The sequence below is a fragment of the Mesorhizobium sp. Cs1321R2N1 genome (assembly GCF_037179725.1).
Lineage (GTDB): Bacteria > Pseudomonadota > Alphaproteobacteria > Rhizobiales > Rhizobiaceae > Mesorhizobium > Mesorhizobium salmacidum.
In genome coordinates this window covers 1-13,950 of sequence record NZ_JAPYKP010000008.1, presented here as the reverse complement: position 1 = coordinate 13,950, position 13,950 = coordinate 1, and the positions used below count along the sequence as shown (strand labels likewise).

At 64.1% G+C, this 13,950-nt stretch carries 14 protein-coding genes and 1 pseudogene; 9 read left to right on the top strand and 6 right to left on the bottom strand.

The annotated features are described in order from the left end of the window. Window positions 1–20: 20 nt before the first annotated feature. Both O7A61_RS03880 and O7A61_RS03875 read left to right on the top strand, forming a co-directional pair. The gene (locus O7A61_RS03880; RefSeq protein ID WP_337128460.1) at window positions 21–326 is read left to right on the top strand and encodes a hypothetical protein; all 306 of its coding nucleotides are present in this window, start codon (window positions 21–23) and stop codon (window positions 324–326) included. A 33-nt stretch (window positions 327–359) separates the two neighbouring features. Then, a complete protein-coding gene (locus O7A61_RS03875) occupies window positions 360–1,241 on the top strand; it encodes a sigma-70 family RNA polymerase sigma factor (protein ID WP_337128458.1) in 882 nt (293 codons plus the stop codon). Between the two features lie 45 nt (window positions 1,242–1,286). On the opposite strand, the gene O7A61_RS03870 is transcribed toward O7A61_RS03875, so the two are convergent. Beyond that, window positions 1,287–5,270 carry an AsmA family protein gene (locus O7A61_RS03870; protein ID WP_337128456.1) on the bottom strand — a complete coding sequence of 1,328 codons (3,984 nt, stop codon included), beginning with the start codon at window positions 5,268–5,270 and terminating at the stop codon, window positions 1,287–1,289. Between the two features lie 133 nt (window positions 5,271–5,403). On the opposite strand from O7A61_RS03870, the pseudogene O7A61_RS03865 reads away from it, so the two are divergent. Then, a pseudogene (locus O7A61_RS03865) lies at window positions 5,404–6,375 on the top strand (Dyp-type peroxidase); the annotation flags it as partial. A gap of 48 nt (window positions 6,376–6,423) precedes the next feature. Here the strand turns inward: O7A61_RS03865 and O7A61_RS03860 are convergent. After that, the gene (locus tag O7A61_RS03860) at window positions 6,424–6,942 is read right to left on the bottom strand and encodes a hypothetical protein (RefSeq protein ID WP_337128455.1); all 519 of its coding nucleotides are present in this window, start codon (window positions 6,940–6,942) and stop codon (window positions 6,424–6,426) included. Between the two features lie 124 nt (window positions 6,943–7,066). Further along, window positions 7,067–7,663, bottom strand: coding sequence for a TetR/AcrR family transcriptional regulator (locus tag O7A61_RS03855; RefSeq protein ID WP_337128454.1), 597 nt, complete (start codon window positions 7,661–7,663; stop codon window positions 7,067–7,069). A 114-nt stretch (window positions 7,664–7,777) separates the two neighbouring features. On the opposite strand from O7A61_RS03855, the gene O7A61_RS03850 reads away from it, so the two are divergent. After that, window positions 7,778–8,287, top strand: coding sequence for a DinB family protein (locus O7A61_RS03850; RefSeq protein WP_337128452.1), 510 nt, complete (start codon window positions 7,778–7,780; stop codon window positions 8,285–8,287). Window positions 8,288–8,335: 48 nt separating this feature from the next. On the opposite strand, the gene O7A61_RS03845 is transcribed toward O7A61_RS03850, so the two are convergent. Beyond that, on the bottom strand, window positions 8,336–9,757 hold the full coding sequence (locus tag O7A61_RS03845) for an FAD-binding oxidoreductase (protein ID WP_337128451.1): 1,422 nt from the start codon (window positions 9,755–9,757) through the stop codon (window positions 8,336–8,338). Between the two features lie 102 nt (window positions 9,758–9,859). Here O7A61_RS03845 and O7A61_RS03840 point away from each other — a divergent pair, with 102 nt between their 5' ends. Together O7A61_RS03840 and O7A61_RS03835 are read left to right on the top strand one after the other, a co-directional pair. Further along, a complete protein-coding gene (locus O7A61_RS03840; protein WP_027141684.1) occupies window positions 9,860–10,339 on the top strand; it encodes a thioesterase family protein in 480 nt (159 codons plus the stop codon). 258 nt (window positions 10,340–10,597) lie between these two features. Further along, window positions 10,598–10,795 carry a hypothetical protein gene (locus O7A61_RS03835; RefSeq protein ID WP_015317249.1) on the top strand — a complete coding sequence of 66 codons (198 nt, stop codon included), beginning with the start codon at window positions 10,598–10,600 and terminating at the stop codon, window positions 10,793–10,795. A 58-nt stretch (window positions 10,796–10,853) separates the two neighbouring features. On the opposite strand, the gene O7A61_RS03830 is transcribed toward O7A61_RS03835, so the two are convergent. Further along, window positions 10,854–11,333: an Lrp/AsnC family transcriptional regulator gene (locus O7A61_RS03830; RefSeq protein ID WP_337128449.1), complete on the bottom strand. Its 480-nt coding sequence runs from the start codon at window positions 11,331–11,333 to the stop codon at window positions 10,854–10,856. Window positions 11,334–11,422: 89 nt separating this feature from the next. On the opposite strand from O7A61_RS03830, the gene O7A61_RS03825 reads away from it, so the two are divergent. Then, the gene (locus O7A61_RS03825; RefSeq protein WP_337128447.1) at window positions 11,423–12,364 is read left to right on the top strand and encodes an EamA family transporter; all 942 of its coding nucleotides are present in this window, start codon (window positions 11,423–11,425) and stop codon (window positions 12,362–12,364) included. Here O7A61_RS03825 and O7A61_RS03820 read toward each other — a convergent pair. After that, complete coding sequence (locus tag O7A61_RS03820; RefSeq protein WP_337128446.1) at window positions 12,361–13,248, bottom strand: dienelactone hydrolase family protein; 888 nt, start codon at window positions 13,246–13,248, stop codon at window positions 12,361–12,363. The genes O7A61_RS03825 and O7A61_RS03820 overlap by 4 nt on opposite strands. 251 nt (window positions 13,249–13,499) lie before the next feature. Between O7A61_RS03820 and O7A61_RS03815 the strand changes: the two genes are divergently transcribed. Then, complete coding sequence (locus tag O7A61_RS03815; protein WP_337128445.1) at window positions 13,500–13,652, top strand: hypothetical protein; 153 nt, start codon at window positions 13,500–13,502, stop codon at window positions 13,650–13,652. 9 nt (window positions 13,653–13,661) lie between these two features. Next, window positions 13,662–13,950, top strand: a 289-nt coding sequence (locus tag O7A61_RS03810; RefSeq protein ID WP_337128443.1) for a hypothetical protein, incomplete at its 3' end; no start/stop codon positions are given.

Sequence of the window (13,950 nt, the reverse complement as noted above, 5' to 3'; positions counted from 1 at the left end):
ACAGCCAAGGAGCCGACGCGATGAAACACCATTTGATACGCTACAAGACGAAGCCGGACCGGGCCGACGAGAACGAGCGCCTGGTCAAGGCCGTGTTCGAGGAACTGCGCGGCAAATCGCCGGAAGGCGTTCGCTACATGACCTGGCGCTCCGGTGACGGCACTTTCGTCCATCTCGTCGAGATCGAAACCGACGAGCATGCCGACGTCATCCCCGGGCTTGCCGCTTTCGAGGCCTTCCAAAATGGCATCAGGGATCGCTGCATCGAACCGCCGCATCGTGACGTGATGACAGTGGTGGGCCATTATCGGATGCTGGACGAGTAGCCTGAATAGAACCACGTCAAGAACGGCCGGTACATGAACAGTCAAGGCGAAGTCCGCGAGCCTTTCGACCGCTTGTTCGGCGAATTGCGCCCCAAGCTGCACCGCTATTGCGCCCGCATGACAGGCTCGGTCGTCGATGGCGAGGACGTCTTGCAGGAGGCGCTGGCCAAGGCATTCGAGGCCTTGCCCAACGCCGGCCCGACCGCCAATCCCGAAGGCTGGCTGTTCCGCATCGCCCACAATGCGGCCCTCGATTTCCTGCGCCGCCGCGCCCGCGAGAGGGCCTTCTCCGACGAGGAGCCGGACATGATCGCCGACCCGGCAAATTCCATCGCCGACCGGCAGGCCGCGGCAGCCGGATTGCACAGTTTCATGCGCCTTCCCGTCGCGCAACGAAGCAGCGTCATCATGATGGACGTCCTGGGCTATTCGCTGCAGGAGATCAGCACCATGCTCGACACCAGCATCCCCGCGATCAAGGCCGCGCTGCACCGTGGCCGAGGCCGGTTGCGTGAGATCGCCGTCGAACAGGACGATCGTCCTGTTCCCAGGCTGAGTGCATCGGAGCGCCTGTTGCTCGACGCCTATGTCGATCGCTTCAACGCCCGCGATTTCGACGCCGTGCGGGATATGCTGGCCGATGAAGTGCGGCTGGAACTGGTGGCCAGGGCAAGGCTGAACGGCCGCAAGGAGGTGGCAACCTATTTCGGCAATTATTCCCGGGTGCAGGATTGGCATTTCCAGCCTGGTTTCGTCGAAGACCGTCCGGCAATCCTGGTGCGCGATCCCAACGACCCTGCGGCAGCGCCGACATACTTCATCCTGCTGGGTTGGCAGGGCGACAAGCTTGCCACCATACGCGACTTCCGCCACGCCAGATACGTCGCTGACGGCGCCGAAACGTTTCTTCTTTGAGACGATTGCCAGACGGCGAGCAACCGGAAAGCCCAGTCCTACCGCCTACTGCAGCGACTTCAGCAGATTGTCGACAGTGAACGGATTGGTTTTCGGCTTGGCCGGAGGCGGATTGTCGTTGGCGGGCACCCGCTCGGCCTTGGGCGCCTGTTCCGCCGCCTTGCGCTCGGCTTCGAGCCTGGCTTTTTCCTGAGAGGCAATGCGCATCGCCTCCTCCGCCTTCTGGCGCTCCTGCTCGGCCTGCGCCCTGGCCGCCTCGTCCGCTGTCTGCTGTTCCGCCGCCGCCTTCGCATCGGCATCGGCCTTGGCTTTCGCGTCTGCATCCGCCTTGGCTTTCGCTTCCGCGTCGGCCTTCGCCTTGGCATCCGCTTCAGCCTGGGCCTGAGCGTCGGCTTCCGCTTTCGCCTTGGCGTCGGCTTCTGCTTTCAGGCGCGCCGCCTCCTCCTGCTGGCGCAATTCTTCCGCGGCCTTGTCGCGGGCATCCTGAAGTGCCGCGTAGTAGCGCACCTCGCGCCGCAGCCGCTGTTTCTCAAGCAGCGCGGCCTGCATCGCCTCGACGCGTTGCTGTTCTTTTTCCAGCGCGCGCTGGGTCAGGAACTGCGCCAGCAGCTCGCTGTCGAACTGCCGCTTCACGGCACCGAACGGCCCCTCGGCGGTGAAAGTCACGACCGGCTCGGAGCCGACCAGCGCTTCGTCGCCGGGCCGATAGGTGATCGCGCCCTTGGCCGAAACCGTGCTAGCGTTAAGGTCGGCCGTGATGTCGGCCGACAAGGTCGCCGCCGGATTTTCAAGGCTGATCGGCGGCGCCCTGAGCGTGCCGCCGGCAATCGTGAAGGCGACCTCGGCGTCCTTTGCGGCGAAGCTGCCGTCGGCTGCGATGTCAGGCGCGAAGCCAGCGGTCTTGGTCGCGTCGATATCGCGGCCGATCGCATCCGCCTTGGCGAGGAATGCGCCGAACGCATCAGGATTGACGCCGGCGATCTGCAAGCTCTTCAGCGTCGCCGTGCCGGATCCCGACAGAGCGGCGATCATCGCGTCGACCGACTTGCCGCTGGTCGACAGCGTCGTCGAGAAATCGCCACTGCCGCCGATGCCCGCATTCGGCAACACATCAGCCAGGTCGGCACCCGCCAGTTTCATCTGTCCGGTGAAAAGCCCGGTGCCCTCATTGTTCTTCAACTCGAACAGGCCGGAGAGCGCCCCGCCGAGGAATTTGGCTTTGAGGTCGGCGACCCGAATGCCTTCCGAGTCGAGCTTGAGCGAGAAGGCCGCGTCATAGGCGGTGGCCAACGGGCCGGCGGCCAGCGAAGCCGTGGTCAGGTCGAGATCGGCGGTGAACGGCAGGCTGGACTTCTGGCTGAACGGCGCCGACGGCCATGCGCCGGCCTTCTCACTCTTGTCGGCATTGTCACTCTTGCCGGCGCCGTTCTTGTCCAAGAGAAAAGCGGAATCGCCAAACAGTGCCACCGCCATCGGATCGAGGTCGAGTTCGTCGAGCGCCAGCGCACCGGCCAGATGCGGCACGCCATCCTTGCCGTCGACCCCCTGCTTGATATCGAGGTTGATGTCGCCGGACACAGCCGCCTCGTTGATGGCGCCGCTGAGCCCGGAGAGCACCAGCAGGCCATTGCCGTAATCCGCCTGCGCGGCCAGCGATGTCGACATGCCGGCGCCCATGCCGGGCAGGCCAATGCCCGTCGTCATCAGCCAAGGTTCGATGTCGGAGGCGTCGAGATTGACCTTGCCCTTGGCCGTCGGACCTTGCGGCGTGTCCGCGACCGTACCCTCGAAGCCGGCCTTGAAGTCGTTGCCGGCAAGGCTGAAGCTCGTCGCCAGGCCGCCGCCAAACGTGCCCTTGGCCTGGATATCGGTGCTTGCTTCGCCCAGCATGCCGAGCGGCAGCGCCGGCAGGCCATAGAGCGCCAGCAAGGCGGTTGCGTCCGGGTTCCTGGCCGTGAAAGTCAGTGTCACCGCCGCGTCGGCAAGCTTGTCCACCGCGCCCCTTCCCGACAGCGACGCCGAAAACGCCGAGCCGCCGGCCTTGCCCTGCCCGCTGACCGCAAGGCCCGTGGTGCCATCGCCATTGTCGGCCGCACTGGCCACGAGGTCGATGCGCGCATCCTGGAACAGGTCGGGATAAGCGGCGGCGCGGCCCGCGAGCCCCTTCAGCACGGCATTGTCAGGATAATGCTGCGCGGCGACATCGATCAGCGGCTTCAGGTCGACCGCGACCACCGAGGCGTCGAGCTTGCCGGTCGGGCCCGCCGGAAAATCCTTGATCCGGCCCGTGGCGCTGATCGAGGAACCGGCCAGTCCGCCGACCGAAAGCCTGTCGATTTCGAGCAGCCCGTCCCGCAGCCTGAGCGCGGTATCGACCGTGTCGGCGGTCAAGCCACCGGCGCTGACCGGGCCGGCCTTGATCTGGAAATCGAGGTCGCTGCTGGCAAAACGGTTGGCGCCCTTGTCGCTGACGAAGATCGAAGCGAAGGCCGCCAGCCCGTCGACATCGAGATCACCGCCCTCGAGCCGCATCAGCACCGAGGGCTTTGCGTCGTCAGGCTGGCTGGAATCGATGCGGCCGGAAAACTTCGCCTTGCCCAGGATCAATTCGAGATCGCTGAAGGATTGATGGTTTTCCGAGAGATCGACCTTGGCCTTGAACCCGGCGGCAGGCAGACGGCGGATCGCTTCGTCGACATCCTTCGACAGCCAGGCTGCGAAACCCGAAGGTTGCGCCACGGCCAGCAGCAACGAGCCGGTGAAGCCGAAATGGCCCTGCACGTTGAGCATGACCTTGCCGTCGGCTTCCAGCTTGGTGCGGCCCGGCAAGGTCGCGGCCAGCGATTTCACCGACCAGCCGTCACCGACCGGCTCGGCGGAAAGATGAACGTCGCGCACCGTGGTGTCGCCGGCCACCACCGCCGGCAGCTTGACCTCGACCGTGCCGGGAATGGTCGGTTTCGGCAGATCGAGCAGCGCCTGTTCGAGCCCGGCGATACGCTGGTCCAGCGTCAGGCCCGCGCCAGCCGGCGCACCCACCGCCTCGTCGAACTGCACCTGCGCGCCATTGGCTTCGATGGCGAAACTCGGTTTCTGGCCGAGATCGACCGAGGCCTTGCCGTCGGCGGTATAGGGATTCTCGAGCGGACCGGTCTCGAAACGGAATTCATCGACGCCAAGCTTCTGGTGGTCGAGCGAGAACTTGCCGTTCAGGCGGAATCCCGGATCGGGCTTGCCGGCGCTGACCTTGACCGTCTCGCCATCCGTGCCGCGCAGCTCGGCTGAATTCTTGTCAGCACCCGAAATCTTGAACTGGCCGGAATAGACGGCGGCACCGTTGACGATGCCAGCATTGCCGTCGGTCTCGATGACCAGCGGATAGGCATCGGGGTCCGCCTTCACCCGCAACCGCATCTGCCCGGAGGGTTCGGCTTTGCCGGTCGACGCCGCGACCGCCGTCCGCAACCCGTCCAGCCGCAACGTGCCGTCCATGCGCCAGGGGCCGGCCAGCGACTTGGCCGAAATGGTCGAGTTGATCTCGGAAAAGATGTGGCTGCGGCCGCCTGCGGCATGGCGCAGTTCGACCTGCCCTTCCGTCACCGTCAGCTTCTCGATCGAAATCTGGCCGGGGTCGAAGGGCGAGGACGGGCGCATCGCCCAGTCGACGGTTCCGTTGGCGGCGATGTCTATTGTCGCCTTCGGCCGCACCAGCCGCATGTCGAAGATCAGCACCTCGCCGCGCAGGAAGGGCGCCAGTTCGGCATCCATCGAAAACGTCTCGACGGTCATGGCCGGCTGGCCGTTCGGGCCACCGGCGACGGCAACATTCGAGAAGGTCACCGAGGGGAACGGCAACAGCCTTGCCGTGGCATCGCCCTGCACGGTGACCTTGCGGCCGAGGATGGCGCTTGCCTCGCGCTCGAACTCGGCGCGGTAGCCGGTCCAGTCGACGAAATACGGCACCACCAGCGCCGCAAGCAGCACCAGCACGAACAGGCCACCGAAGATCACGAACAGGCGTGCGAGCATCCGCTCCGAACAGGTTGATTGAAATTCTGCCGCACTCTACCCGCATCCGCGTGTCGATAAAGAGGCAATTCATCCTGTGTTGCGTCACGTCGGACGATCTGAAACAAATTCTGGAAAAAGCGGAGATTCTCGGATGTCGGGCAAGAACTGGGATCGCGTGCCGATCGATGCACAGAGTGTCGATGCCCCGCTATCGCAGTCGGCGATTTTCCTTGTCGTCACCGTCGCCGGCGACCAGCCGGCCCTGGCCAGGGTGTGTTCCGTGCTCGGCGAGCTCGACGACCTGGTCAAGACTGTCGGATTCCGCGATCTTGGCGGGCGCCTGTCGTGCATCGCCGGCATCGGCAGCGATCTCTGGGACCGGCTCAGCCCCGGCCGGCGGCCGCTGGAGCTGAAGCCGTTCGCGCCGATCAAGGGCGCTGTCCATTCGGCGCCAACGACATCGGGCGACCTGCTCTTTCACATCCGCGCCGAGCGGCCCGACATGTGCTTTGAATTCGAGCGTATCCTGCTCGACAGGCTTGGTCCCGGCGTGACCGTCGTCGACGAAGTGACGGGCTTTCGTTATTTCGATGCCCGCGACCTGCTCGGTTTTGTCGATGGCACTGCAAACCCGGCCGGCCTCGATCTGCCAGCCTCGGCGCTGGTCGGTGACGAGGATGCCGACTTTGCCGGCGGCAGCTATATCGTGGTTCAGAAATATCTGCACGATATGCAGGTCTGGGCGCGCATTCCGACTCCCGAGCAGGAGGCGATCATCGGCCGCACCAAGATCGACAACATCGAAATCGATGACGCCGACGCGCCCCGCAAATCGCACAAGTCGCTGGCCACCATCGAAGATGCCGACGGCAACGAATACGACATATTGCGCGACAACATGCCGTTCGGCAGGCCAGGGCAGAACGAGTTCGGAACCTACTTCATCTGCTACAGCAGATATCTCTGGGTCACCGAGAAAATGCTGCAGCGCATGTATGTCGGCGATCCGCCGGGCGCCTACGACCGGCTGCTCGATGTCTCGACGCCGCACACCGGCACGACCTTCTTCGCTCCGACCCGCCCCATGCTGCAGACGCTTGTGCAGGACGCCCAGGAGCAGCTTCGCCCTTGCACAGTAGAGCAGCGGCTGGCGGCTTCTATCCGCGGCCCCTCAACGTGCGTCGCGCTTTGCCTGCGCCACCTTGGCCGCCTTGCGCTGGCGGCCGAGTTCCGCCGGTCGAACAAGACTTGGAACCTTCTGGTTGGCCACGGCCCGCATGCCCTTGTGTGCCGTGCGTGAATTGTGCGTGGGACCGTCCGGGGCTTTCTGCTTCAGGGCCAGCGCCTTGCGCGCATTGTCGACCAGTGAAATGCGCGCCGCCAGTTGCCGGCGCCGTTCGGCCTCGCCGTTCAGCCGCCGCATCGCCATGGCCAGCACCGCGAGCTTCACTTGTGAACCGCCATCGGCCTTTGACGGTGCAGCGCCCTTCGCCGCACCCTTGCCGCGGATCTCGCGCCGCCTGCGATGCGCTTCGGTCTGCGCCTTGTCACGCCGCTCCCGCAACAGCTTGACCAGGCCGGAAAGGTCGGAGTCGGAAAGCTCCTGCACCGCCGGATGGTGCGACTTCTCCACCATCTCGTGTTCGTCGGCGCTCAGCGCGCGCGCTTCTTCCTTGCGTGAAATAGCCATGACAGTCCTCCTCAGCCGGCACACCTTGTTGGCTCCAAGCCTATTGAGCGCTGAGTCTCTGCCCCAAAACCGCAGCGGTCAAGAAGCCTTCCGATGCGCCCGCACGACGCCGATGCCGCGCCGATTAACTCGCGGTTCGACGGCGCAGGTATCCGCAGACCAAGTCTATGAGCTCCGCTCGCAATGCCGGCGAACCAAGTTCGCCATGTCGCGCCGCGGCATGCACGACCCCTTCGACCGCGCCCGACAGCACGCGCCCGGCAATGTCATCGCGCTCGGGATCGGGCTTGCCTGAGGCGGATGCAATCACGGCCTGGTAGCGGCGCAGATATTCCGCTTCGAACTGATCCTGCGTCGAGCGGGCGGCAAGTGGCACTTCGTCGAGCAGGACGCGGTGTAGCTGCTGATCGACACTGTGAGCAGCGACGACCCCGTCGATCAGCTTCGCCACGCGCTGCTCGAGCATGCCCGCTCCGACGCGCTCATCTGAACTGGATATGGCGGCGAGCACTGCATCGAGGTGGCGTTTGCGGATCTCCTCCGCCAGCGCCAGCTTGTTGGGGAAATACTGATAGAGCGAGCCGACGCTGACACCGGCGGCCGAAGCCGTCTCATTGGTGGTGAAATGCGCCCAGCCGCGCCGCGCCAGAACGCGAGCCGCGGCCTCGACGATGGTATCCACTGTCGCGCGGGAACGCTGCTGCCGTGGTGCTTTGCGCACACTTTCATGCCGTAAGGGAACGCGAGTAGCCATGCTCAGGCTTTTTCACCAAAATGCGAATGTCCGCTCACATTTATTCAAGAAGCGCGACAGGCAAGTCAATGAGAGGCCATTATGAGCAGCAAGACACTGCTTCTATCCCTGTTCGGCTACAAATCCTGGGCTGATGATGAACTCCTCGCTCTTTTGGCCGAGGTCGAAAACGACGTGACCGACGAGCAACTCGTCGCGATCCTTGAAACCATCAATCACGCGCATGTCGTCGACAGGATCTTTATGTCGAACATCCAGAAGAGGACGCACGGCTATCGGGACACGGGCACCAGCAGCACGCCGAAGCTCGCCGAATTGTCCGAGGCGATCATCGAAACCGACCGCTGGTACCTCCGCTATGTCGAACAGGTGGAACCGGAAGAACTGGCGGAGACGATCAACTTCAGCTTTACTGACGGCGCCTCGGGACAAATGTCGCGCGAAGAGATGCTCGCGCACGTCATAACCCACGGTGGCTATCATCGTGGCGAGGTTGGCCGCATGGTGACCCAGCTATCGAAGCCGTCTTCCCCTGACACGTTCATGGGCTATCTCCACCAGGCCGAGCCCGCACGCCGCGCATCAATGTGAGCAGGGGTATCCGGGCGTGGAGATGCCGGCCCCGTGCCGGCTCTCTAGCTAGTGCTGCGTCGGGTCCGGCAGTATCTTACCGGGATTCATGATATCAAGCGGATCGAGCGCCTGTTTGATGGTGCGCATGATGTCGACGCCGTGGCCGAGTTCATGGCGCAGGAAGCCGATCTTGCCCTGGCCGATGCCGTGCTCGCCGGTGCAGGTGCCCTCCATGGCGATCGCCCGCATGTTGAGCCGTGCAACGAATTTTTCCGACAGCGCGATCTCCTTGGGATCGTTCACATCCATCAGCACCAGCACGTGGAAATTGCCGTCGCCGGCATGGCCGACGATCGGCGCGATCAGCCCCATCTCGGCGATATCGGCCTCGGTTTCCATGACGCATTCGGCAAAGCGCGATATCGGCACACAGACATCGGTCGACAGGCCCTTGGCGCCCGGCCGCAAGGTCAGCGACGCCCAGTAGGCGTCGTGCCTCGCCTTCCACAATTTGGTGCGCTCCTCGGCGACGCTGGTCCACAGGAACGGCCCGCCGCCATTTTCTTCCGCGATCATGCCGAAGGTCTCGGCTTGCTCGGCGACACCGGCATCGCTGCCATGGAACTCCACGAACAGGCACGGGCTCTCGGGATAATCGAGCTTGGAATAAGTCTTCATCGCCCGCATCTGCAGCGCATTGACCAGTTCGATGCGCGCCACCGGAATGCCCATCTGGATCGTCGCGATGACCGCGTTGCAGGCCGCCTCCACGCTCGGAAACGGACAGACGCCGCCCGAGATCGCCTGCGGAATACCTTGCAGCTTCAAGGTTAGCGCGGTGATGATGCCGAGCGTGCCTTCCGAGCCGACCAGCAGCCGGGTCAGATCATAGCCCGCCGAACTCTTCTTCGCCCGCTTGCCGGTCGTCACCGCCTCGCCGTCAGCCATGACGGCGGTCAGCGACAGCACGTTCTCGCGCATCGTCCCGTAGCGCACCGCATTGGTGCCGGAGGCCCGCGTCGCCGCCATGCCGCCGAGCGAGGCATTGGCGCCCGGATCGATCGGGAAGAACAGGCCGGTGTCGCGCAGGTGCCGGTTCAGGTCCTCACGCGTCACGCCGGGCTCGACCGTGCAGTCGAGATCCTGTGGATTGACCGAAAGAACGCGGTTCATCCGCGACGTATCGACCGAGATGCCGCCACCCGGCGCGTTGGTGTGGCCTTCCAGCGACGAACCGACGCCAAACGCGATCACCGGCACGCGATGCGCGGCGCAGGCGCGCACGATCTCCTGCACCTCGGCCGTGGTCTCCGGGAAAGCCACGCCGTCGGGCGCCTGCGTCGGAATGTAAGTCGTCGTATGCGCGTGCTGCGAGCGGATGGCTTGGCCGGTCTGAAAGCGCTCGCCCAGCCGCTGCTTGAGGATGCCGAGCACGGCAGTAATGCCTTCCTCGTTGCGTTCGACCGGATTGAGGTCGCTCAGGGCCATGAAATCCTCCGCGAATGGACCAGCATGCATGCTTGTTATGCGACTATGGATGCGTAGTCTCCGCAACCACGCTCTGTCCAGCACCAGAACAAGGAAGTTTCGATGTCCATCTCCGCCCCCTTCGTCTCAAGGCCCATGGACATCGAGAAGGACTGGATCGATTATAACGGCCATCTCAACATGGCCTATTACAACGTGCTGTTCGACCGCTGCTCGGACGAGGCCTTCGAGGCGATGGGCATGGGGCTGGACTATGTGAAAGAGCGGCGGCTCACCATCTACACCGCCGAAGTCCATGTCTGCTACGTGCAGGAACTGCACCTGGATCACAAGGTCACGGTCTCTTTCCAGCTCATCGATCATGACGAGAAGCGGCTGCGGGCCTACCAGGAGATCCGCCATGTCGATGGCTGGCTCGCCGCCACGTCCGAGACCTTGTCGTTGCATGTCGACATGTCGGGGCCGAAGGTGGCGCCCTTCCCGGCCGATGTGCTGGCCAGGATCGAGGCCATGCGCGCCGCCCATTCGGTGCTGCCGATGCCCGAGCGCGCCGGCCGCTCGATTGGAATCAAGCGCAAGTAGGGCGAAGCCGGCATCCATCTCGCCCCATTAGCGGGAGACCGGCCTGGCTTCAAAGCCACACCCGAAACTCAAAATCGCAGAACCTCGGATATCCGGTAGCACCAGTGCTTGAAGCGCCTTCGCGCCCGCATTAACCTTACCGAGGTTTTAACGGGAACAAGCCATTTGAGCCGTTGAACGACTCAGCGGAGCGGTCGAAAACGTCCGCACAAGGGTTGTTTTAGCGGGCGGCGGGCGAAGCCGGTTCGAGGAACGTGCATGAAAACGGACATCAAGGTCGAGGTGGACAGGCTGGCCGCCGATCCGCGCATATCAGACTATGATTTCTGGCGTTCGCTCAAGAATGTCGACAACGAGATCTTTCACATCGCCAACAACAACGAACCGATTCCGTTCGACATGATCCGCTGGCGCAGCATCCTGAAGCGCGCCCGCCTAAAGCGTGGCCACGCGTAGTGCCGGAGAGCCGGCCTGGGCCGATACATCGCTTGCCCCGGGGATCAAATCCCCAGTTTCACGGCTGCCGCCTGATCGCCGCAAGCGGCGAGCGCGCGATCACCGGCGATGACTGGATGATCGCCGTATTGGTCATCGCATGGGGGATGATGCGGTCGATCACCCGTTCGAGTTCGGCGACCGAGCCGACATGCGCCAGCGCGATGAAACAGTCTTCGCCGGTCACCCGGTCGCATTGCGCGATTTCCGGCAGGTCGCGGATGATCTCGGCCACGACGGCCAATTGCCCCGGCACCGGCCGGATGCGCAACCAAGCCGATAGTTTCAGGCCAAGCGCCGCGGGATTGATCTTGACGCAATAGGCCTCGATCACGCCGTTTTCCTGCAGCCGCTTGATGCGCTCGGCCACACTCGGCGCCGACAGGCCGACCGAGCGCGCCAGCTCCGCCGTGCTGGCGCGCGCATCCTTTTCCAGCAGGCGCAGGATCTTCATGTCGGCCGCATCGAGGTCGATGTTTTCGCTTCGACGGCGTTTCATGGAAAACTCCTTGCTTCCGGGAAAGCAATGATTGGATAAGCGGATCATCATCCATATAAATCGGGATGATCGGCTATGATACTGGTCTCATGGACGACCCGAGACAAGCACCGCATTCCAGTTTTACCGCGGTCAGCCCTGCTGCTGTCCGCCTGGCCCTTGTCGGCCCCGCACTCACCGGGCTGGCGACAGGACTGCCGCCCCATCTCTGGTTCGCGGTCAGCGCGGTCTTCCACTATCTCGGGCCGGCCTTCGCCGTTCTGCTTTTCCTGCATGTCGGCGTGCTCGGCATGGCTTGGCTGCGCATCGCCGCCGCGGCGCTGATCTTCGCGCCGCTGACCCGCCCTTGGCGAACCTTCGCCCGCGCCGGCCCTCGGACGCGGCTCCTGCTCATTGCCTTCGGCGCTTGCCTGGCGGTGATGAACTGCTCGTTCTACCTGGCCCTTGACCGCCTGCCGATCTCGCTGGTCGCGGCGATCGAGTTCGTCGGCACCATCGGCATTGCGCTGGTCGGCCTAAGGAGCGCCCGCAATCTGGCCGCTCTCGCCATCGCCGTCAGCGGCACCTTGCTGTTGATTGACGTCAAATGGTCAAGCGACCCGGTCGGGCTGTTCTGGGCTTTCCCCAACGGCGCGCTCTTTATCGGCTACATCGTGCTTGGCCACCGTGTCGCCCGCGCGGGCGCCGGCGACGGGATCGCCGGCCTGGGGGCCGCCATGGCGGTCGCTTTTATCGTCGTGCTTCCGATCGGTGTCACCGACGCGCTGCCCGCCCTTTTCTCGCCGCCGCTGCTCATCGCGGCCATAGGCGTCGGCATCTGTTCTTCGGTCATTCCGTATATCTGCGATCAGCTCGCCATGGCGCGGTTGCCGCGCGCGAGTTTCGCATTGATGCTGTCGCTGCTGCCGGTCACCGCGACGCTGATCGGCATCGTCGTGCTGCGCCAGATTCCCGGGCCGACCGATTGCCTCGGCATCGCGCTGGTCGTGGCCGGCGTTGCCTTCCACAAACCAGTGGCCGATCGCGCCTAGGCCAGCTTCTGCTTGAGGAAGGCGATCGTCCTGCCCCAGGCGAGGTCGGCCGCCTTCTTGTCGTAGCGCGCCGCCGAGGTGTCGTTGTTGAAGGCATGGTTGGCGCCTTCATAGACATAGACCGTGTATTCGACATGCGCGGCGTCGAGTTCCTTCTTGAAAGCATCGATGCCGGCGTTGGTGCGCTCGTCCAAGCCCGCATAATGCAGCAGCAGCGCAGCCTTGATCTTCGACGCGTCGGCGGCCTTGGGCTGCATGCCGTAATAAGCGACGCTGGCGGCGAGATCGGGCGCGTTGACGGCCAGCATGTTGGCGGTGCCGCCGCCCCAGCAGAAGCCGATGGCGCCGACCTTGCCATTGCCGTCCTTGTCGGCCTTGAGGAAGGCGACCGTCGCCACGCCGTTGGCAACGGTCTGCGCCGCATCGAGTTTCCCGAACATGTCGCGCGCCTTGTCCTCATCAGTGGGCGTGCCGCCGAGCGGCGACAGGAAATCGGGCGCGAGCGCCAAGAAGCCCTCCAGCGCCACGCGCCGGGCGACGTCGCGGATATGCGGGTTGAGCCCCCTGTTTTCATGGATGACGATGACGGTACCGAGCTTGCCGGTCTGGTTTGCCGGTTTGACCAGATAGCCTTTCATCTCGCCGCCGCTGACGGGATAGGTGATGTCCTCGCCCTTCACGCGGGGATCGTTTTCGGCCACGATCGCCGCCTGGGCGGAGTTCGCCGCCAGCATCGGCACGATCGCGGCGGCCGCAGCACCCGATCCGGCAAGCCTGGTCAACTGCTCCATGAAGCGGCGGCGATCCAGCGTCAGATGCGTGTATTCGTCATAAGCGTCGATCATCGCCTGGGTGATGACGGGTTTGGTGGTGACGTTGGCCATCGGCTTCCTCGCTCTCTCGACTTCGGTGTCCTTGCCGGTCGCAAGATAGGGGCGAGCCTCTCATCGTCCAGTCACCGGACCGTGACATCTCGCTGTCCTCCCGGCCGCCAATCGGTCGGCTGGAAGATCATCACGTTTTTGTCATCGGTGACAAATTTTGATGGCGCCGCCACAATAGTGGGGGAAACTGGCTTGCCGGCCGCCTTTGGCGGCCACGGTCCTATAGGCCCGATCTGAAAGGAACAGTACCGATGACCATGACCTCGATCCTGGCAACCGCCTTCGTGGCGGCAGTGGCGGCCGTTCTGGCGATGCGCGCGGCTGTTGTCGCGGCGAGCCGCAAGTCCATGGTCAAGGTTCGCAGCCGCCGGCGTCAGCGCGCAAACACGAAATCCCAAGGTTGAGGTGAAGTCATGAACGTCCAGGACATCGTGAACACCGTCTCGCAGAAGGCCGGTCTTGACCAGGCTACGACCGAAAAGGTCGTCGGCACCATTTTCTCGGTGCTGGAGCACGAGGCCGAAGGCACCAGCGCGTCTTCGTTTTTCGCCAAGATCCCCGGCGCCGACGACCTTGCGCACCAATATGACGTCATGGCCGCCGCGCCGGCCGGCGGCGGCGGCTTCCTGTCGTCGCTGCAAGGCGCGCTTGGCGGCGTTCTCGGCGAGAAAGCCGGCGCACTGGTCAACGGCCTCGCCGCGC

Coding starts and splice junctions, on each gene's coding strand:
- O7A61_RS03875 (WP_337128458.1), top strand. CDS start 360: ATGAACAGTCAAGGCGAAGTCCGCGAGCCTTTCGACCGCTTGTTCGGC.
- O7A61_RS03840 (WP_027141684.1), top strand. CDS start 9,860: ATGTCCATCTCCGCCCCCTTCGTCTCAAGGCCCATGGACATCGAGAAG.
- O7A61_RS03820 (WP_337128446.1), bottom strand. CDS start 13,248: ATGGCCAACGTCACCACCAAACCCGTCATCACCCAGGCGATGATCGAC.
- O7A61_RS03830 (WP_337128449.1), bottom strand. CDS start 11,333: ATGAAACGCCGTCGAAGCGAAAACATCGACCTCGATGCGGCCGACATG.
- O7A61_RS03880 (WP_337128460.1), top strand. CDS start 21: ATGAAACACCATTTGATACGCTACAAGACGAAGCCGGACCGGGCCGAC.
- O7A61_RS03870 (WP_337128456.1), bottom strand. CDS start 5,270: ATGCTCGCACGCCTGTTCGTGATCTTCGGTGGCCTGTTCGTGCTGGTG.
- O7A61_RS03860 (WP_337128455.1), bottom strand. CDS start 6,942: ATGGCTATTTCACGCAAGGAAGAAGCGCGCGCGCTGAGCGCCGACGAA.
- O7A61_RS03850 (WP_337128452.1), top strand. CDS start 7,778: ATGAGCAGCAAGACACTGCTTCTATCCCTGTTCGGCTACAAATCCTGG.
- O7A61_RS03815 (WP_337128445.1), top strand. CDS start 13,500: ATGACCATGACCTCGATCCTGGCAACCGCCTTCGTGGCGGCAGTGGCG.
- O7A61_RS03845 (WP_337128451.1), bottom strand. CDS start 9,757: ATGGCCCTGAGCGACCTCAATCCGGTCGAACGCAACGAGGAAGGCATT.
- O7A61_RS03825 (WP_337128447.1), top strand. CDS start 11,423: ATGGACGACCCGAGACAAGCACCGCATTCCAGTTTTACCGCGGTCAGC.
- O7A61_RS03835 (WP_015317249.1), top strand. CDS start 10,598: ATGAAAACGGACATCAAGGTCGAGGTGGACAGGCTGGCCGCCGATCCG.